General features: G+C 74.3%; 17 protein-coding genes. 7 read left to right on the top strand and 10 right to left on the bottom strand.

Annotated elements, in window-relative coordinates:
* Positions 1-3 precede the first annotated feature (3 nt).
* Both nirD and nirB read right to left on the bottom strand, forming a co-directional pair.
* Positions 4-336 (bottom strand): nitrite reductase small subunit NirD, encoded by a 333-nt coding sequence (gene nirD, locus ACIOD1_RS24470; RefSeq protein ID WP_365614480.1) that lies wholly within the window; start codon positions 334-336, stop codon positions 4-6.
* Positions 333-2,855 (bottom strand): nitrite reductase large subunit NirB, encoded by a 2,523-nt coding sequence (gene nirB, locus ACIOD1_RS24475; RefSeq protein ID WP_401904585.1) that lies wholly within the window; start codon positions 2,853-2,855, stop codon positions 333-335. The genes nirD and nirB overlap by 4 nt, the downstream gene beginning before the upstream one ends.
* Positions 2,856-3,147: 292 nt before the next feature.
* Between nirB and ACIOD1_RS24480 the strand changes: the two genes are divergently transcribed.
* The 3 genes from ACIOD1_RS24480 to ACIOD1_RS24490 all read left to right on the top strand — a co-directional run bounded on the left by ACIOD1_RS24480 (position 3,148) and on the right by ACIOD1_RS24490 (position 5,664).
* Positions 3,148-4,443 carry a ferric reductase-like transmembrane domain-containing protein gene (locus ACIOD1_RS24480; protein ID WP_401904587.1) on the top strand — a complete coding sequence of 432 codons (1,296 nt, stop codon included), beginning with the start codon at positions 3,148-3,150 and terminating at the stop codon, positions 4,441-4,443.
* Positions 4,444-4,553: 110 nt separating this feature from the next.
* Entirely contained in the window at positions 4,554-4,850 is a 297-nt protein-coding gene (locus ACIOD1_RS24485; RefSeq protein ID WP_365614471.1) for a hypothetical protein, read from the top strand.
* A gap of 37 nt (positions 4,851-4,887) precedes the next feature.
* Positions 4,888-5,664, top strand: coding sequence for a TSUP family transporter (locus ACIOD1_RS24490; protein ID WP_365614468.1), 777 nt, complete (start codon positions 4,888-4,890; stop codon positions 5,662-5,664).
* Positions 5,665-5,672: 8 nt separating this feature from the next.
* On the opposite strand, the gene ACIOD1_RS24495 is transcribed toward ACIOD1_RS24490, so the two are convergent.
* The 4 genes from ACIOD1_RS24495 to ACIOD1_RS24510 all read right to left on the bottom strand — a co-directional run bounded on the left by ACIOD1_RS24495 (position 5,673) and on the right by ACIOD1_RS24510 (position 9,229).
* Positions 5,673-6,293: a class F sortase gene (locus ACIOD1_RS24495; protein WP_365614465.1), complete on the bottom strand. Its 621-nt coding sequence runs from the start codon at positions 6,291-6,293 to the stop codon at positions 5,673-5,675.
* Positions 6,294-6,423: 130 nt separating this feature from the next.
* Positions 6,424-6,966 (bottom strand): hypothetical protein, encoded by a 543-nt coding sequence (locus ACIOD1_RS24500; protein WP_365614462.1) that lies wholly within the window; start codon positions 6,964-6,966, stop codon positions 6,424-6,426.
* A gap of 236 nt (positions 6,967-7,202) precedes the next feature.
* Complete coding sequence (locus ACIOD1_RS24505; RefSeq protein WP_401904591.1) at positions 7,203-8,513, bottom strand: ATP-binding protein; 1,311 nt, start codon at positions 8,511-8,513, stop codon at positions 7,203-7,205.
* Complete coding sequence (locus tag ACIOD1_RS24510) at positions 8,510-9,229, bottom strand: hypothetical protein (protein WP_365614456.1); 720 nt, start codon at positions 9,227-9,229, stop codon at positions 8,510-8,512. The genes ACIOD1_RS24505 and ACIOD1_RS24510 overlap by 4 nt, the downstream gene beginning before the upstream one ends.
* A gap of 170 nt (positions 9,230-9,399) precedes the next feature.
* Between ACIOD1_RS24510 and ACIOD1_RS24515 the strand changes: the two genes are divergently transcribed.
* Positions 9,400-9,903, top strand: coding sequence for a gamma-glutamylcyclotransferase family protein (locus ACIOD1_RS24515; RefSeq protein ID WP_401904594.1), 504 nt, complete (start codon positions 9,400-9,402; stop codon positions 9,901-9,903).
* Between the two features lie 6 nt (positions 9,904-9,909).
* On the opposite strand, the gene dnaG is transcribed toward ACIOD1_RS24515, so the two are convergent.
* The 4 genes from dnaG to ACIOD1_RS24535 form a co-directional block, all read right to left on the bottom strand.
* Positions 9,910-11,811: a DNA primase gene (gene dnaG / locus ACIOD1_RS24520; RefSeq protein ID WP_401904595.1), complete on the bottom strand. Its 1,902-nt coding sequence runs from the start codon at positions 11,809-11,811 to the stop codon at positions 9,910-9,912.
* A 34-nt stretch (positions 11,812-11,845) separates the two neighbouring features.
* On the bottom strand, positions 11,846-13,120 hold the full coding sequence (locus tag ACIOD1_RS24525) for an NAD(P)/FAD-dependent oxidoreductase (RefSeq protein WP_401904598.1): 1,275 nt from the start codon (positions 13,118-13,120) through the stop codon (positions 11,846-11,848).
* A gap of 93 nt (positions 13,121-13,213) precedes the next feature.
* A complete protein-coding gene (locus tag ACIOD1_RS24530) occupies positions 13,214-14,530 on the bottom strand; it encodes a deoxyguanosinetriphosphate triphosphohydrolase (RefSeq protein WP_401904600.1) in 1,317 nt (438 codons plus the stop codon).
* A gap of 56 nt (positions 14,531-14,586) precedes the next feature.
* Positions 14,587-15,306: a sirohydrochlorin chelatase gene (locus tag ACIOD1_RS24535; protein WP_365614441.1), complete on the bottom strand. Its 720-nt coding sequence runs from the start codon at positions 15,304-15,306 to the stop codon at positions 14,587-14,589.
* A gap of 326 nt (positions 15,307-15,632) precedes the next feature.
* Here ACIOD1_RS24535 and ACIOD1_RS24540 point away from each other — a divergent pair, with 326 nt between their 5' ends.
* The 3 genes from ACIOD1_RS24540 to ACIOD1_RS24550 all read left to right on the top strand — a co-directional run bounded on the left by ACIOD1_RS24540 (position 15,633) and on the right by ACIOD1_RS24550 (position 18,070).
* Positions 15,633-16,331 (top strand): vancomycin high temperature exclusion protein, encoded by a 699-nt coding sequence (locus tag ACIOD1_RS24540; protein WP_401904602.1) that lies wholly within the window; start codon positions 15,633-15,635, stop codon positions 16,329-16,331.
* A 60-nt stretch (positions 16,332-16,391) separates the two neighbouring features.
* Positions 16,392-17,162, top strand: coding sequence for a glucose 1-dehydrogenase (locus ACIOD1_RS24545; RefSeq protein ID WP_401904604.1), 771 nt, complete (start codon positions 16,392-16,394; stop codon positions 17,160-17,162).
* Positions 17,163-17,380: 218 nt separating this feature from the next.
* On the top strand, positions 17,381-18,070 hold the full coding sequence (locus tag ACIOD1_RS24550; RefSeq protein ID WP_401904606.1) for a DUF6445 family protein: 690 nt from the start codon (positions 17,381-17,383) through the stop codon (positions 18,068-18,070).
* The last annotated feature ends 7 nt before the right edge of the window (positions 18,071-18,077 follow it).

Genomic DNA, 18,077 nt, shown 5'->3' on the forward strand with positions numbered 1-18,077 from the left:
CCCTCAGGCGGTGGCGGAGGTCCGCACCGGGTAGGTGCGGACCACCACCTCCTCGTCGTCCAGGCAGCGCCCCGACTCCAGGTCGAAGCGCTGCTTCAACAGCGGCGAGGCCACGAACGGCCGGCCCTGCGCCCGCCCCAGGAGTCCCCGCGAGAGCACCTGGGCGCCGGTGAAGGGGTCCCTGTTGGAGATGGCGTACGGGGATCCCGCGCGGTCGAGGAACAGCGCGGCCTGGCTCCCGTCGGGGAGCAGGGCGGCGACCCCCCGCCCCGGGACCAGCGACGACAGCTCGCACACCGTCAGCCAGCCGTCTCCCACACGCAGTTCGATCGTCATCGGGGACCTCCGATCGTCAGGACGGCCAGGTCGGGCTTGATCTGGCCGCGTTCGGGCACGAAGCGCACGGTCGGGTCGGGCGAGCCGGGCGCGTTCACGAAGGAGACGAACCGGCCCAGCCGCTCCGGGTCCTCCAGGGTCTGGGCCCACTCGTCGCGGTAGTGCGCCACGTGCTGCGCCATCAGCGAATCCAGCTCGGCGCACAGCCCCAGCGAGTCGTGCACCACCACGTCCCGCAGGTGGTCGAGGCCGCCCTCCAGCCGCTCCAACCAGGTGGAGGTCCGCTCCAACCGGTCGGCGGTGCGGATGTAGAACATCAGGAACCGGTCGATGAGGCGTACCAGTTCGGCGTCCGAGAGGTCCTGGGCGAGCAGGTCCGCGTGGCGCGGGACGGCGCCGCCGTTCCCGCCGACGTAGAGGTTCCAGCCGTTGGCCGTGGCGATCACCCCGAAGTCCTTGCTCTGCGCCTCCGCGCACTCGCGCGCGCAGCCGGAGACCGCCGACTTCAGTTTGTGCGGGGCGCGCAGGCCCCGGTAGCGCAGCTCCAGGTCGATGGCCATGCGGACGCTGTCCTGCACCCCGTAGCGGCACCAGGTCTGCCCCACGCAGGACTTCACCGTCCGCAGGGCCTTGCCGTAGGCGTGTCCGGACTCGAAACCGGCGTCGACCAGACGGGCCCAGATCCGCGGGAGCTGGTCGACGCTCGCGCCGAACAGGTCGATGCGCTGGCCCCCGGTGATCTTCGTGTAGAGCCCGAAGTCGCGGGCCACCTCGCCGATCACGATCAGCTTCTCGGGGGTGATCTCGCCGCCCGGGATGCGCGGGACCACCGAGTAGGAGCCGTTGCGCTGGAGGTTGGCGAGGAAGTGGTCGTTGGTGTCCTGGAGGGCGGCCTGCTCCCCGTCCAGGACGTAGCCGCTCGCGCCGAGCACGGGGGCGAGCGAGGCGATGATCGAACCGACGGTCGGCTTGCAGACCTCGCAGCCGTCGCCGCCGCGCGCCGCCTCGCGGCCGTGCGCGTCCAGCAGCTCGCGGTACGAGGCGGGCCGGCGGGTGCGGACGATCTCGTACAGCTCGGCGCGGGTGTACGGGAAGCAGCCGCAGAGCCCCTTGTCGCCGTCGGCCGGCAGCAGTTGCCCGATCACCTTCAGGCAGCCGCCGCAGCCGGTGCCGGCCTTGGTGCACTTCTTGACCTCGGTCAGGGTGGCGCAGGCGGTGACGGCCTTCTTGGTGACGTTGTGGCAGGAGCAGATCACCGCGGTGTCGGGGAGCGCGGCCGGGCCAAGCGGGGCGGCGGCGCCGAGTCCGGCGGGCAGTACCAGCTGTTCGGGGGAGACCGGCGGGACGCTGCCGGTGAGCGGGCGCAGCAGCCCGTAGGAGTCCGCGTCGCCGACGAGGACCCCGCCGAGCAGGACCCCGTCGGGGGAGACCACCAGCTTCTTGTAGACCCCGGAGCGGGAGTCGGACCAGGTCACGTCGAGGCTGCCGGGGGCGGTTCCGTGCGCGTCGCCGAAGGAGGCCACGTCCACGCCGAGCAGCTTGAGCTTGGTGGAGAGGTCCGCCCCGGTGAACTCCCGCTCCCGGCCCAGGAGGTCGTCGGCGGCCGTCTCGGCCATCTCGTAGCCGGGCGCGACCAGGCCGTAGACCCGGCCGTCGACGGCGAGCGCGCACTCGCCGACGGCGTAGACGTACGGGTCGGAGGTGCGGCAGCGGGAGTCGACCGCGATCCCGCCGCGTTCGCCGACCTCCAGGCCGCAGTCCCGGGCCAGTTGGTCGCGGGGGCGGATCCCGGCGGAGAAGACCACCAGATCGGTGGCGACGTCGGTGCCGTCCGAGAGGCGCATCCCGCTGACGGAGCCGTCCTCGCGGGTCAGCACCGCCTGGGTGCCGACGCCGGTGTGCACGGTCAGGCCCATCGACTCGATGGTGCGCAGCAGGGCCGCGCCGCCGCCCTCGTCGACCTGGACGGGCATCAGTCGGGGCGCGAACTCCACGACCCTGGTGTCGAGTCCGAGCCCCTTGAGGGCGCCGGCCGCCTCCAGCCCGAGCAGCCCGCCGCCGACGACGGCGCCGCTCGCGCGGGTCTTCGCGTACGCCTCGATCGCGAGGAGGTCCTCGATGGTGCGGTAGACGAAGCAGCCCGACGCGTCCCTGCCGGGGACCGGGGGCACGAAGGGGGAGCTGCCCGTGGCCAGGACCAGCACGTCGTACGGGACCACCCGCCCGGACCGGGTGGTCACGGTACGGGCGCCCCGGTCGATGCGCTCGGCGGGGTCGTCGAGGCGCAGGTCGATCCCGTGCTCGGCCATGAAGCCGGGCGGGGCGAGGGCGAGGTCCTCGGGGGCGGCGCCGGAGAAGTACGAGGTCAGGTGCACGCGGTCGTAGGCGGGGCGGGGTTCCTCGGCGAGCACGGTGATCCGGTGCGTGGCGGTGGCCCCGCGCTCGGCGAGGGCTTCCAGGAAACGCTGGCCGACCATGCCGTGCCCGATGAGCACGAGGGTGGGCGAGGGGTCGGTCATGTCGGGGCCTCCGTCGTCGGTGAGCGGGTGGAAGGGGGCGCGCGGGGTGGACGCGGACCGCGTCCCGGGCCGCCGGGCGGGACCGGCCGGGTCGGCGCCGTCCACCGCTCGCCGCCACCCGTCGCCCGAGGCCGTGGCACGAGCCTGCGCGGCCGCTGTTTCCCCTCCGCACCGCCGCTGTTACCCCGACGGAACGCCCACCTCAGCGCTCGGATTAAGGGTCGGTGAGGCCTTCCTCAAGGCGGCCTTAAGGACCGCCGAGGGGGCTTCCGGGCCGCTTAGCGTGGGCGCCATGCGAGATGCGGTGGGGCGGGTCAGGGGCGGGACGCTGGGCGGCGCGGGACTGGTGGTCCTGCTCTGGGCGGCGCAGGTGCGGCCCTCGGCCCGACTCGACGCCCTCTTCGCCACCGCCGCCCACCTGACCGGCCTGCTCGCCGGCTACGGGGTCCTCGTCCTGCTCTTCCTCATGGCCCGGGTGCCCGCCGTGGAGCACGGGGTCGGCGCCGACCGCCTCGCCCGCTGGCACGCGTCGGGCGGCCGACACGTGCTCCTCCTCTGCTTCGGGCACGGCCTCCTGGCCCTGCTCGGATACGCCGTGCACGAGGGGGTCGATGTCCTCTCCGCCGTCCGGGAGCTGCTCGCCTACCCCGCGCTCGGCGCCGCCGCGGCCGGGACCGTCCTCCTGGCCGCGGTCGGCGTGACCTCCGCCCGGGCCGTACGCCGCCGGGTCCCGCACGAAACCTGGCGCGGGGTGCACCTCTTCGTCTACCTCGCCGCCGCGCTGGCCTTCGGCCACCAGCTCGCCGGGCCGGACCTGGCGGTCGCCGCCTGGTTCTGGGCCCTCGCCCACGCCGTCGTCGCCGTCCTGCTCGTCTGGTACCGGGCCGTGGTCCCCGTACGCCAGGCCCTGCGGCACGGGCTGCGGGTCGCGGAGGTGCGGGCGGAGGGTCCGGGGGTGGTCTCCGTCGTCATCCACGGGGAGCACCTGGCGGAACTGCGCGCCGAACCGGGCCAGTTCCTGCGCTGGCGCTTCCTCCAGCGCCGCCTGTGGCACACCGCCCTGCCCTTCTCCCTCTCCGCGCCCGTGAGCGGCGGCCGGCTCCGGATCACCGTCAAGGCGCTCGGCGGGCACTCCCGCCGGATCCGCCGGCTGCGCCCGGGCACGCGGGTCATCGCCACCGGGCCCTTCCGGGCGCTCACCGCCGCCCGGCGGACCCGGCCCAAGGTGTTGCTGATCGCCGGCGGGGTCGGGATCACCCCGATGCGGGCGCTGTTCGAGACCCTGCCGGGCGGGCCCGGGGACATCACCCTCCTCTACCGGGCCGGCGCCGAGGAGCACCTGGTGCTGCGCTCCGAGCTGGAGGCCATCGCCGCCGGACGGCAGGCCGGGCTGCACTACCTCCTCGGGCCCTCCGACGCCGCCTACGATCCGCTCGCCCCGAGGGCGCTGACCGCGCTGGTGCCCGACCTGGTGGAGCACGACGTCTACCTGTGCGGGCCGCCCGGGATGTCGGAGGCGACCCGGGCCGCGCTGCTGAGGGCGGGGGTGCCGGGGGAGCGGATCCACGCCGAGTGCTTCAGCCTCTGAGCCCGCCCGGCTGCCGACTCCCGACTCCCGGGCCCGCCCCGCGGCAACCCGCCCCCGCGATAACCCCGCCCCGCTGCAACCCGCTCCGCCCCGCCGAGAGGTAACGCGCCGTGCGCCACCCGCTCCACATCGCCGTGCCCGTGTCCGCGCCCCGGATCCCGCCCGCCGCCCCCGCCCGGCACCGCAAGCCGCGTCCGGTCTCCGTCCTGCACGCCTCCGTCCTGCGGGCCTGGTCGGCCGTGCCGGCCCGCGTACCGCCCGCCCGACGGCTCGCGGCGGGGCTGGGGTTGGCCAGCGTGGTCGCGGCGACGGCGCTGACGGCGGTGGTGGACCCGGCGTCCCCGGTGGCCCCGGACCGGGCGCCCGCCCGGCAAAGCTCAACCTTTGCGCAAGTTTCCGGGGATTGATGGTCGCTGCACCGAACCGCTCCCTAGTGTCTGACCTGTGCCTGACATATCAACGACGATGATCGTTCTCTTGTGCGTGGCCGCCGCCGCGGCCGGTTGGATCGACGCGGTGGTGGGCGGCGGCGGCCTGATCCTGCTGCCGGTCCTGCTGCTCGGCCTGCCCGGCGCCGCGAGCACCACCGTCCTCGGAACGAACAAGGCGGTGGCCATCGTCGGCACCACCGGAGCGGCCGTTACCTTCGCCCGTCGGGCCCCGGTGAACGTGGCGCTCGCCGTCCGGATCGGTCTGGCCGCCCTCCTCGGGTCCATGGGCGGGGCCGCCCTCGCGGGAGGGATCAGCCGGGACGTCCTGCGCCCGCTGATCATGGTCGTCCTGGTGCTGGTCGGCGCGGTGATGATCTTCCGCCCCGGCTTCGGCGCCGCGCCCTCCGCCTCGCCCGTCTCCCGGCAGCGGGTCCTGCTCACCATCGCCCTCGCCGGCCTGGGCATCGGCTTCTACGACGGCCTCTTCGGCCCCGGCACCGGGACCTTCCTGGTCCTGGCCCTGACCGCGCTGCTCCACCTCGACCTGGTCACGGCCTCCGCCACCGCCAAGATCGTCAACGTGTGCACCAACGCCGGAGCCCTCGCGATGTTCGCCTACCAGGGCACCGTCCTGTGGCAACTGGCCGGGCTGATGGCGATCTTCAACCTGGCCGGCGCCATGATCGGGGCCCGGATGGCGCTCAAGAAGGGCAGCGGCTTCGTCCGGGTCGTCCTGCTCACGGTGGTCGGCTCCCTGGTGGTCAAGCTCGGTTTCGACCAGTGGGGATGAGCGGCGCCTCAGTAGGTGCCCGTGAGGTGCGCGAAGACGACCACGTTGCCCTGGTAGCCGGTGCGCGGGGAGAAGCCGCCGCCGCAGGTGATCACCCGTAGCTCCGCGCGCGGGGACGGGCCGTAGACGCGGGCGTCCGGGAAGGCCGTGGAGTCGTAGACCTCCACCGCGTGGACGGTGAACACGGCCGTGCTCCCGTCCGCGCGCGCCACCTCGATCGCGGCCCCGCGCCGCAGCGCGCCCAGGTGGTAGAAGACGGCCGGGCCGCTGGCGTCGTCCACGTGGCCCGCGACCACCGCCGTGCCGGTGGCCCCCGGAGTGGTCCCCTCGCGGTACCAGCCCGCGAGGTCGCGGCGGGTGGGCGGGGGCACCTGGAGGCTGCCGTCGGGCTCCAGGCCGAGCCCGGTGAGCCGGGCGTCCACCCGGATCGAGGGAATCCGGATCCGGGTGGGAGGGGAGCCGGGGAGCGGGGCGATGCTCCCGGGGTAGAGGGCCTGCGCGCTCAGCGCCTCGGCGGGGGAGGGGAGCGGAGGCCCGACGGTCTCGCCGGAGCCGCTGACGACGAGCCAGACGCCGACGCAGGCGGCGACGGCCACCAGCCCGCCGCGCCCGCGCGCGGGGGTACCCATGTCAGCCCCCTCGTCGTGCCGTTCGTAGGACTGGCCGTCGCCCGGCCCCGCGAACGGGGGGGGACCTCGCGGGGCGGGCGACGGGGGGCGGTACCGGTCGGACCGCGGCCACAGCCGCGGTGCGCGCCCGTCAGCTCCGCGTGCCGCTCGCCCGGCGACGCAGGAGCCAGGTACCGCCTACGGCGGCCGCGGCCAGTACGGCCGCCCCCGCCGCGATCTGGGCGGGGTCGGTGGTGGTGGTCGTGCCACCGCCCACCCCGGAGTGGACGTGACCCTGCGGGCCGCGTTCGGCGACGACCAGGTCGCCGGTGGCGAACTTGCCGTTCGCGCAGGTGGCGCCGATGCCGTAGGTGCCCGGTCGGAGATCGCGGGAGACCTGGAACTGCCCCGCGACCACCTCCTTGTGGGTGCCCGGGACCAGCTTGAAGCGACCGCCGCCCACGGTGCTCGCGTCGCCCTCGGCGCGGCTGCCCGGCCCGCAGGCCGTGGTGTTCACGGTGACGGTGGTGCCCGGAGCGGCCGCTTTCGGCCAGACCTCCAGCACGGAGAAGTCCCCGGCGGCGAACCCGGCCATGCCGAGCTCCGCGGCGGCGACCGCTCCGGCGACCGGGCCGGTGAAGGCGGCGGCGGTCAGCACGGTGGCGGTGAGCACGTGGGCGGTGCTGCGGCGCATGAGAACTCCCGGAGGCACGAGGTCGTGTCTTGAGATAAACCGGCCGCCTCGCCCGCCGCCTGCTGACGTCGCGTCAGATCGCTGCCCCGTCCCCCGCCCACCCGTGATCCGCGCAGGTCAGAGCCCCCGTAGGGGCATACGGGTACCCCCTCGCCGTCCGGGTGACGCGGACGGCGAGGGGGCGGCCCGAAACGGCCGGGGACGGCGCTGGACGGCCGGCGGAGCACCCGGACCGCTCAGGCCGCCGGCAGGGTCACCGTGGCCGCCGCGCCCCCCGCCGCCGGGTTCGCGAGGAGCACCTCGGCGCCGATCACCTGGGCCTGCCCGAAGGCGATGGTCAGCCCGAGCCCGGTCCCCTGGCCCCGCTCCGCCGCGCCCGTCATGAACCGCCGGGGCCCGTCCCGCAGCAGCCGCTCGGGGAAGCCCGGACCGTGGTCCCGTACCGTCACCGAGGTTCCGGACACCGTCGCCGACACCGACCCGCCACCGTGCCGGCCCGCGTTGACCAGCAGGTTCGTCAGGATCCGTTCCAGGCGCCGGGCATCGGTACGCACCCACGCGCCGTCATCGCCGTCGCCGCCGCCGTCGCCGCCGTCAACGCCCTCCGGGCCGTGGATGACGGCCGCCACCCCCGAGCGCCGCACCGCCGAGGCCACCAGGGGCCCCAGTCGGTGCGCCTCCAGCCGGGGCTCCTCCCGGTTCGCGTCGAGCCGGGCCACCTCCAAGAGGTCCTCCGTCAGCGTCCGCAGCGCCGACACGCGGTCGCGCACCAGCTCCGTCGGGCGCCCGGGCGGCAGCAGCTCCGCCGCGGTGTGCAGCCCGGTCAGCGGGGTCCGCAACTCGTGCGCCACGTCCGCGGTGAAGCGCTGCTCCGCCTCCAGCCGGTACTGGAGGCTGGCCGCCATCGTGTCGACCGCCGAGGACAGCTCGGCCACCTCGTTGCGGGTCCCGGGGACCCCGGAGGGCCCGATCCGGGCGTCCAGGTCGCCCGCGCTGATCCGTCGGGCCGTCTCCGCCGCCGTGCGCAGGTCCTTACTCAGCCGGCTGGCCATCAGGGCGCCGCCGATCGCCGCGAGGGCGACGACCCCGGTGCCGTAGGCGATCAGCCGACCGTCCAGCTCGGCCAACTCGGCCCGCTCGTCGTCCAGCGGCTGCCGTACGGACAGCACGTGCGCGGAGCCGACCGGGCGCGCCGCCCACACCGCCGGATGCGGCCCGGTGAGGTCGAGGTAGGTGGTGCGCTGCCCGGCCAGCGCCGCCGCGCGCAGCGCCGGGGGCACCGCGGAGCAGTCGACGCGGCCCTCCGCCTCGCCGACCTTGTCGTAGGCCAGACGGCCGGTCAGCTCGTAGACCTGGCGTACGCGGACCAACTCCTCGACGGCGCTCTTGCGGGCCGCGTCCGACACCTGCCGCACGCGCGCCTCGTGGATCAGGACACCGATGGCGAGCGCGACCAGCGCGCAGCCCACCGCCAGCAGGATCGCGATCTTCCAGCGCAGGCCGAGGGCCCCGACCAGGTGCCGTCCTCGGGTCGCGAGGTGCCTCACGGGGCGACCGTCGCGGCGGGACCGGGGCTCTGCGCCGGCGCGGAGGGCCGGGTGTCGGGGCCGGGGCCGGGGCCGGGGAGCGAACGGTTCCAGCGCCGTTCGCTGCTGACCGCCGTCATCCGCCAACCGTCCCAGTGGAAGCGGACGGCCTCCTCGGCGCCCTCGTCGACGGCCGTCCGGATCAACAGGTCCTGGTCGAGCGCCTCCGCGGCCATGCGCCGGCCGAGCAGGTACAGCACGGGCACGATCCCGTCGTCCCGCACGGTGTAGACGCTCAGCGCGGTGCGACCGCTCTCGGTGTCGGCGGCGACGATCAGGTCCTTCTTCCCGTCGCCGGTCACGTCCAGGTACACGGCCGGGCGGATCCCGGCCCCGCCCGGGGCGCTGATCCGGCCCTTGGCCACGTACTGCCTCATCCGCTTGTCCGCCCGTACGACGTCCAGGTAGTTCACCGCCGTCAGTCCGCCCCGCCCCACCGCCGGCGCGCCCTCCAGCCGCGTCGGCGGCGCCTGTCGGGTCCCGGTCGCCGCACCCGGCGCCTGCGGGGAACCGCCGACCCAGGCCGGCCAGAGGGCCTCGGGGTGCGGCTGGGCGGACATCGGGGCGGCCGGCTCCCCCTGGGAGAGCCCGCCGGGCGCGGCGCAGCCGCCGACCGCGGTGAGGGCGCAGAGCAGCGGGACGAGGACGAGGGTGAGGAGGCGGGGCGAAGGCGTCATGGGGAGCGGGAACCGTGGGGTCGGGGGCGGGACGGAGGCCGACCGTAGTCGGCCCGGGTCACGGGGGCCGGGAGGTCGTGTAACAGCGGTGCGTACGGTGGGGCGGCGCGGGGAAGAGGGGCCGTTGGGCCCACCCGCGCACCGTCCAGTAGTAGTCGAGGGAGGGCCCTGTGGCATCGGTCGAACGGCCAGATCCGGGCGGCGTGCTGCCGTTCTTCGTCTACGGGACCCTGCGGCCCGGCGAGGTCAACCACGACCTGTTCCTGCGCGGACGCACCGCCGCCGAGGAACCGGCCCTGCTGGCGGACACGGCCCTCTACGAGGGGCCCGGCTACCCGTACGCCGTCGAGCGCCCGGGCTCCGTGATCGTCGGGGAGCTGGTCCACCCCGCGCCCGAGGCCTACGGGGATCTGCTCGTCGCCCTGGACCGGCTGGAGGAGTACGTGGGCCCGGGCAGCCCGCGCAACGTCTACGACCGCGTCGCCCGCGAGACCCTCCGCCCCGACGGCAGCTGGGTCCGCGCCTGGGTCTACCTGGCCGCGCCCCCGCTGGCCCGCCGCCTCACGGAGTCGGGCCGTCCGATACCGGGCGGGGACTGGCTCGGGCGCCCGGGCGGGGCCAGGTGGGGTGCCAGGCGCCGCGGGGCCCGCCAAGATCCGAAAGAGACGGCCTAGTCGGGGCTACAGACCCTCGGCGCCCCGGTTGCGCAGGCGCCGGCCGTACTGCTGGAGGACCCACAGCTCCTCCTGGACCGCCGCCTGTTGTTCGGGCGGGGTCTGGGGTCCCAGGCGGGCCATCGTGCCCTGGATCTCGTGGACTCGGCGGTCCACCGCGCGCAGGCGGACCTGCACCAGCTGGACGCCCGCGTAGACCTCGTCCACCGTCTTGGCGTGGATGGCCTCCACCGTCAGCTCCGTCACGAGCGCCCGGACGGTGTCGTTCGGGGCGGCCTCGCGGACCCGGACCACGTAGTCGTCGCTGTCCTGCGAGGCGCCGCCCGCGTCCTGGATGGCCTGGCGGACCGCCGCGTAGGGCGGGGCGGTGAACTCGTCCAACCCGTACGCGTCGAACGCGGGGGAGACCAGCGCCGGCCGCTGGAGCGCCAGCTTGAGCAGCTCCCGCTCGGTGCGGTGGGCGGGGCTGCGCAGGTTCAGCGCGGGCCCCGCGCCCGGCGGGGTCGGCGTGGCGGGGGCCGCCTCCGGGGAGCGGCCCCGGCCCTGCTGCTGCGGCGGCTGGTTGCCGCGCTCGCGCGCCCACCGCGCGAGCTGGGCCACTCGCTTGACCACGAACTGTTCGTCGCGGATCCCGAGCATCCCCGCCAGCTGGACCGCCGACTCGTGCTGGATCGCGATGTTCTTGATGTTGGCGACGACGGGCGCCGCCTCGTCCAGCGCAGCCGCCCGCCCCGCGGGGTTCTCCAGGTTGTGCCGGGACACGATGTGCCGCAGGGCGAACTCGAACAGCGGGGTGCGGGCCTCCACCAGTCCGGACACCGCCGCGTCGCCCTGCGCCAGGCGCAGGTCGCAGGGGTCCATCCCACCGGGGGCGACGGTGATGGAGGTCTCGGCGGCGAACTTCTGGTCGTCCTCGAAGGCCCGCAGCGCCGCCTTCTGGCCCGCCGCGTCGCCATCGAAGGTGAAGATCACCTCGGCGGTCGCGTTGTCCATGAGCAGCCGGCGCAGGATCTTGATGTGGTCCCCGCCGAAGGCCGTTCCGCAGGTGGCGATGGCGGTGGTGACCCCGGCCACGTGGCAGGCCATCACATCGGTGTAGCCCTCGACCACGACGGCCCGGGAGGTCTTCGCGATCTCCTTCTTGGCCAGGTCGATGCCGTACAGCACCTGGGACTTCTTGTAGATCGCCGTCTCGGGGGTGTTCAGGTACTTCGGGCCGTTGTCATCGTCGCGCAGCTTGCGCGCGCCGAAGCCGACGACCTCGCCGCTGATGTCGCGGATGGGCCACATCAGCCGGCCGCGGAAGCGGTCGATGGGCTTGCCGCTGCGGCTGTCCTGGGCGAGCCCGGAGGTGGTCAGCTCCTTGTCGCTGAACCCCTTGCCGCGCAGGAAACGGGTCAGGTGGTCCCAGCCGGCCGGGCTGTAGCCGACACCGAAGTGCTCGGCCGCCGCTTGGTCGAAGCCGCGCTCCGCCAGGAACTTGCGGCCGATCTCGGCCTCGGCGCCGCCCAGCTGCTCGGCGTAGAAGAGGGCGGCCGCCTTGTGGGCCTCGACCAGGCGGATCCGCTCGCCGCGGCCGCTGGTGCCGGCGGTGTAGCCGCCCTCCTCGTACCGCAGGGTGATGCCGGCCTGGCCGGCCAGCCGCTCGACCGCCTCCGAGAAGGAGAGGTGGTCGATCTTCATGATGAAGTCGAGGGTGTCCCCGCCCGCCTGGCAGCCGAAGCAGTGGTAGAAGCCCTTGCTGGGGCTGACCTGGAAGGACGGGGACTTCTCGTCGTGGAAGGGGCACAGGCCCTTGAGGTTGCCGCCGCCGGCGTTGCGGAGCTGGAGGTACTCGGAGACCACGGCGTCGATCGGGACCGCGTCCCGTACCGCCTTCACGTCGTCGTCGTTGATCCGTCCAGCCACCCGTGAAGTCTACGGCCGGGCGCCGGCAATCCCGTCAGGCACCCTCCGCCGGCACCAGCGCCGAGAGCGGAACCGACGGGTCCGCCAGTTTTTCGCGGTCCACCGGGGCCTTCGACCTGATCAGGGCCTGGATGTCCTCGGTGACGTCCCACACGTTCACGTTCATCCCGGCCAGCACCCGGCCTTCGGACAGCCAGAACGCGATGAACTCCCGCTTGCCCGCGTCCCCGCGGATCAGCACCTGGTCGTAGCCGCCCGCCGGGGCGTACCCCGAGTACTCCAGGCCCACGTCGTACTGGTCGGAGAAGAAGTACGGCACCCGGTCGTAGGAGACCTCCTGCCCGAGCATCGCCCGCGCGGCGGCCGGACCCCCGTTGAGGGCGTTGGCCCAGTGCTCCACCCGCAGCCGGGTGCCCAGCGTCGGGTGGTGGGCGGCGGCCACGTCCCCGACGGCGAACACGTCCGGGTCGGAGGTCCGCAGCGAGGCGTCCACGGCGATCCCGCCACCGTGCTCCCGGTCGACCAGGGCCAGCCCGGAGGTCTCCGCGAGCGCGGTCCGCGGCGCGGCGCCGATCGCCGAGAGCACCGCGTGCGCCGGGTGCTCCTCGCCGTCGTCGGTCCGGGCCGCCAGGACCATGCCGTCCTGGCCGACGATCTCCGTCAGGCGCGCCCCGAAGTGGAAGCGGACCCCGTGCTCGGTGTGCAGGTCGGCGAAGAGCCTTCCGATCTCCGGGCCCAGCACCGAGTGCAGCGGGGTGGCCTCCGGTTCGACCACGGTGACCTCGGCGCCGTAGCCCCGGGCCGCTGCCGCCACCTCCAGGCCGATCCAGCCGGCGCCCGCGATCAGCAGGTGACCGTTGTCCCGGCCCAGCGAGGCCAGGGCCTGGCGCAGCAGCTCGGCGTGGGCGAGCCGGCGCAGGTGGTGCACCCCGGCCAGACCGGTGCCCGGGATGTCCAGGCGGCGCGGTTCGGCCCCGGTCGCCAGCAGCAGCTTGTCGTAGTGCAGCAGGGTGCCGTCGCCCAGCCGCACGGTCTTGGCCTCGCGGTCCAGGTGGACGGCGGGCTGGCCGAGGTGCAGTTCCACGTCGGCGCTCGCGTACCAGGACGGCTTGTGCACGAAGACGCTCTCGCGCTCCTCCTTCCCGACCAGGTAGCCCTTGGAGAGCGGGGGGCGTTCGTACGGATGGTCGCGCTCGTCCCCGATCAGGATCACCCGGCCCGTGAACCCCTCGGACCGCAGCGCTTCCGCCGCCTTCGCCCCGGCCAGTCCCGCGCCGACGATGATGAACGTCTGGTGTGCGTCGACCACCTGATGCCTCCTCATAACCTCTCCGCCACATGCGACCACATGCGAGCGTCCCGCACCGAGCCTGCCGCGTGAAGGGGGGATGGCCCGATCGGCTCACCCTTCGGCGCGTCGTCCGCGTCTGCTGAGGCGGGCGTGCAGGGAGCGCGCCGCCGCGTCCGTGAGCGAGGCGATCTGGTCGACGACCGCGCGTTTGCGTGCCTTGTCGTCCGGCGCCGCGTCGAAGATCGCCCGGAACTGCGGGTCCAGACCCTCCGGGGCGCGGGCGCTGAGGGCGTCGGCCAGTTCGGCCAGGACGACGCGCTGGTCGGCCCGCAGCCGCTCCTGCTCGTCGCGCTGCATCACGTACAGGTCGGCGACCGCCTTGAGGACGGCGCACTCGTTGCGCGCCTCGCGCGGGACCACCAGCGAGGCGGTGTAGCGGGTCAGTCGGCCGGAACCGTACGCCGCCCGGGTGGCGCCCTCCGCCGCCAGGCAGAACCGGCCGATCAGCTGGCTCGTGGCGTCCTTCAGCCGGGCCTGGGCCACCGCCGAGCCGTCGTAGCCGTGGGGCCACCACTCCTGCTCCATCAAACGGTCGAGCGCCTCGCGCAGTTCCTCCGGGGAGGTGTCGGCCGGTACGTACCGGCCGATCGCGACCTGCCAGATGGCGGCGCGCTCGGGCTCGGCGAAGAGCAGGTTGGGGTCGAGGTGCCCGGCGTGCAGGCCGTCCTCGAAGTCGTGCACGGAGTACGCGACGTCGTCCGCCCAGTCCATGACCTGGGCCTCGAAGCACTTGCGGTCGGCGGGCGCGCCGCGCCGCAGCCAGGCGAAGACGGGCAGGTCGTCCTCGTAGGCGCCGAACTTCACCGAACCGGGGTCGGTGGGGTGGTCGCCGCGCGCCCACGGGTACTTGGTGGCGGCGTCCAGGCAGGCCCGGGTGAGGTTGAGGCCGACGCTGACGAGGGTGCCGGTCGCGGGGTCGGTGACGAACCGCTTGGGCTCCAGACGGGTCAGCAGGCGCAGCGACTGGGCGTTGCCCTCGAAGCCGCCGCAGTCCTTGGCGAACTCGTTGAGCGCCTCCTCGCCGTTGTGCCCGAACGGCGGATGGCCCATGTCGTGGGAGAGGCAGGCCGCCTCGACGAGGTCGGGATCGCAGCCGAGGGCGGCGCCGAGCTCGCGACCGACCTGCGCGCACTCCAGCGAGTGCGTCAGACGGGTGCGGGGGCTCGCGTCCCAGTCGTAGGAACGGGTGCCCGGGGTGACCACCTGGGTCTTGCCGGCGAGGCGGCGCAGCGCGCCGGAGTGCAGCACGCGGGCGCGGTCGCGTTGGAAGGCGGTGCGGCCGGGTCGCTTGTCGGGCTCGGGGGCCCATCGCTCGGTGGCGGCGGGGTCGTAGGACTCGTAGGCGGGGGCGTGCGCGGTGCCTTCCATCCTCAGACGTTAACCGCAGTGGCCGACAATCCGAGCAATCCGAACCTACGCGGCCTTTACGCGGTGGCCAGTTCCCGGTGGTCCACGCGGTGGGCCAGCGCCTCGTCGTAGCGGTGGAGGACGAGGCGGGCCAGCGCCGGGTGGGCCCCGATCGGGGCGGAGGCCGGGCCGGGGGAGGCGGCCGCGCTCGCGGCGGCGAAGCGGCCGGGGGCGGCGAAGTAGGAGGCGACCGCGATCCGGTGGTGGCCCCGGGCGGCGAGGGACCGTACGGCCTCGGGCACCGTCGGCCCGGCGCCGGAGGCGTGGCCGGGGGCCACGGGGATCCCGTCGAGGCGCTCGGACAGCAGGGCCGCGGCCTCGCGGGTGTCGGCGGCGGAGTCCGGGTCGCGGGACCCGGCGGCGGCGAGCACCACGGCGGTGCCCGGGGTCCAGCCGGCCTCCACGAGCCGCTCGACCAGGGCCTCCACCAGCAGGGGGTGCGGTCCGAGGGGGGCGGCGACCCGGATCCGCAGGTGCCCGGCGCGGGCGGCGGCGGCCGGGAGGTCCCGCTTGACGTGGGTGCCGCGGCCGAGCAGCAGCGGTACGAGCACGGCCCCGGTCGCGTCGGGCAGCGCGCGCAGGGTGTCGCCGAGCAGGGGGGCGTTCAGCTCGATGTGACCGAGCCGTACGTCGAGGCGGGGGCGGAGCTCGCGGACCTGTTCCAGGAGCGCGAGGACGGTGGGGAGGGCGCCGGGGTCGCGGCTGCCGTGGGCCACGGCGACGAGGGTGGGCTGCATGGGCGGTCTCCGTGGTACCGGGCGCGGGGCGGGCGCAGACCGCCGAGCTGGGCGCCGAGCTGGTCGGTGATCCGGGTCAGCAGCTCGGTCGCGCTGCCGAAGGGGAGGGTGGAGGGGAGGGGAGGGCTTTCGGGAGGGTGCACCGGCTCCGTCATGAACCGATCCTGCGGGGCCGAGGTTGCGAGGGCGTTGCGCCGGGGTGACGGGTCGTTTCCGCCCGCTCACTCGCTCATTCGTACGGGTGAAAGGTGGTGCGGGTGGAACTGGGGGGCCCGGGCGGTTCGTCAATCCGTGCGAACGACGTGTGGAACGAGGGGGGATCGGTCATGGACGAGCGGAAGAGGTCGAAGGCTTCGCGGTGGGGGTGGCCGGGCTCGGTACGGGCGCGGCGCAGGGCCGTCCAGGCGGTGATGGGGCTGTGCGTGCTGACGCTGCTGCCCTCGGCGTGGACCCACGCGGCGGCCGCCGACCGGGTCGGGACGACGGCCGGGGCGCCCGAGGCCGGGGTGGCGGTGGTGTTCGGGGCGGGCCTGTGGAACGGCCGCCCGACCCCGTACCTGGCCGACCGGCTCGACGCGGCGGTCGAGCTGTACCGCACGGGCAAGGTGAAGGTGGTCCTGGTCACGGGGGACAACAGCCGTGACGCGTACGACGAGCCGGGTGCGATGCGGACCTACCTCAAGGGGCACGGCGTACGGGAGGACCGGATCGTCAGCGACTACGCGGGATTCGACACCTGGGACTCCTGCGTCCGGGTCCGGGAGATCTTCGGGGTGCACCGCGCGGTGCTGGTCAGCCAGGGGTTCCACATACGCCGGGCGGTGGCCCTGTGCCAGGCGGCGGGCGTGGACTCCTACGGGGTCGGGGTCCAGGACGTGCACGACGCCACCTGGTACTACGGCGGGGTCCGCGAGGTCTTCGCGGCGGGCAAGGCGGCCCTCGACGCCACCTTCGAACCGGAGCCCAGGTTCCTCGGGCCGAAGGAGCAGGGGGTGTCGCGGGCGCTGGGTGCTCTGGCAGACTGACGACGCGATCGGCTATTCCGATTAGTCATATACCGATGTGTCTGTCTGGGGTGTGGAACCGTGGCTGTAGTGGATCTGAGCGGCAAGGTCGTCGTCGTCACCGGTGGAGCCCGGGGCCTGGGCGCGGCGACCGCGCAGGCGGTCGTCGACGGCGGTGGCAGGGTGCTCCTCACCGACGTGCTGGAGGCCGAGGGCGCCGAGACCGCGGCCAAGCTCGGGGACGCGGCCCGCTTCTTGCGGCACGACGTGACCAGCGAGGACGACTGGCGGGCGGCCCTGGAGTACGCCGTGGCCGAGTTCGGCCGGATCGACGGGCTCGTCAACAACGCCGGCATCTCCACGGGCCAGTTCCTGGAGCACGAGAGCGTCGAGCACTTCCGCCGGGTCGTCGAGATCAACCTGGTCGGTGTGTTCATCGGCATCAAGGCCGCGATCCCGCTGCTGCGGGCGAGCGGGGGCGGCTCCATCGTCAACATCTCCTCGGCGGCGGGCCTCACCGGCCTCGCCCTCACCGCCGGATACGGCGCCTCGAAGTGGGCCGTGCGCGGGCTGTCGAAGATCGGTGCGGTCGAACTCGCCGAGGCGGGGATCCGCGTCAACTCCGTGCACCCGGGGATGACACTGACCCCGATGACCGCCCCGATCGGCATCGAGGCCGGCGAGGGCAACTACCCCGGCGCCCCGCTGGGCCGGGTCGGGGTCCCCGAGGAGATAGCCGCCGCCGTCGCCTTCCTGCTCTCGGACGCCGCCGGTTACATGACGGGCGCCGAACTGGCGGTGGACGGCGGCTGGACGGCCGGCCTGACCGTGAAGTACCTGACGGGCCAGTGATCGCGCGGGCCCCGCGCCCGTGACACCGCCGAGGCGCCCGACGCCGGATGCCCGAGGCCGGGTGCCGGACGCCCGACGCGCCGGACGCCCGACGTCGAACGGCCGACGCCCGACGCGCCGGACGTAACGGGATGCCCAAGAGGCCGAGACCATCTCTTGCCGGAGTCTTGGGCACCGCTTTGGAGAGGCCCCCGGAGGTGCCAACTAGCGTTCCCCGCATGGTGTTTCGACCTGCTCAGCCCCCGGCCGCGCAGGCCGTGCGGGTGCTTCCGTACCGCAAGCCGACCCGGGGCCGCGACTACTGGGTCCTGGACGACGTACTGCCCGACCCGGACGCCGTGCGGGCCCGGTGCCTGGCCAAGGAGGACTGGGTCCAGGGCGCCCCGCTCAAGCCCGAACCCTGGCCGGGGCTGCGGGCCATGCCGGCCCTGGAGCCCGCCGAACTGGCCCTCGTGGAACGGCTGGTGCGCAAGACCACCGGGGCGCCGCGGATCTGGCCCGAGAAGCCGGCGGGCGCCGGGACCTTCAACCACAACTGCGTGCAGGTGGTGGGCGAGGGCGAGTGCGAGGCCCGCCCCCACACCGACTCCCGGAGCCTGTGCCGGTACGCCGCCGTGCTCTACCTCGGCCGGGACGTCCCCAAGGACCGCGGCACCAGCTTCTACCGCCAGAGCCTCCCCGGCGGGACCCTCGGCGGCAACCAGGTCCTGGCCCCGCACAACAACCTGGTCGACGCCCTCGGCACCCGCTTCGTCCCGGAGGACTCCTTCACCGAGGACGTCCGCGTCCCGCACCGCTACAACCGCCTGCTGCTCTACTCCGCCAACCTGATCCACAGCGCCACCGGCTACTGGGGCACCACCCTGGAGGACAAACGGATGACGGCCGTCTTCTTCTGGATGGCCTGACCGGCGC

It is taken from the genome of Streptomyces sp. NPDC088097, from assembly GCF_044741845.1.
Taxonomy (GTDB): Bacteria; Actinomycetota; Actinomycetes; order Streptomycetales; family Streptomycetaceae; genus Streptomyces.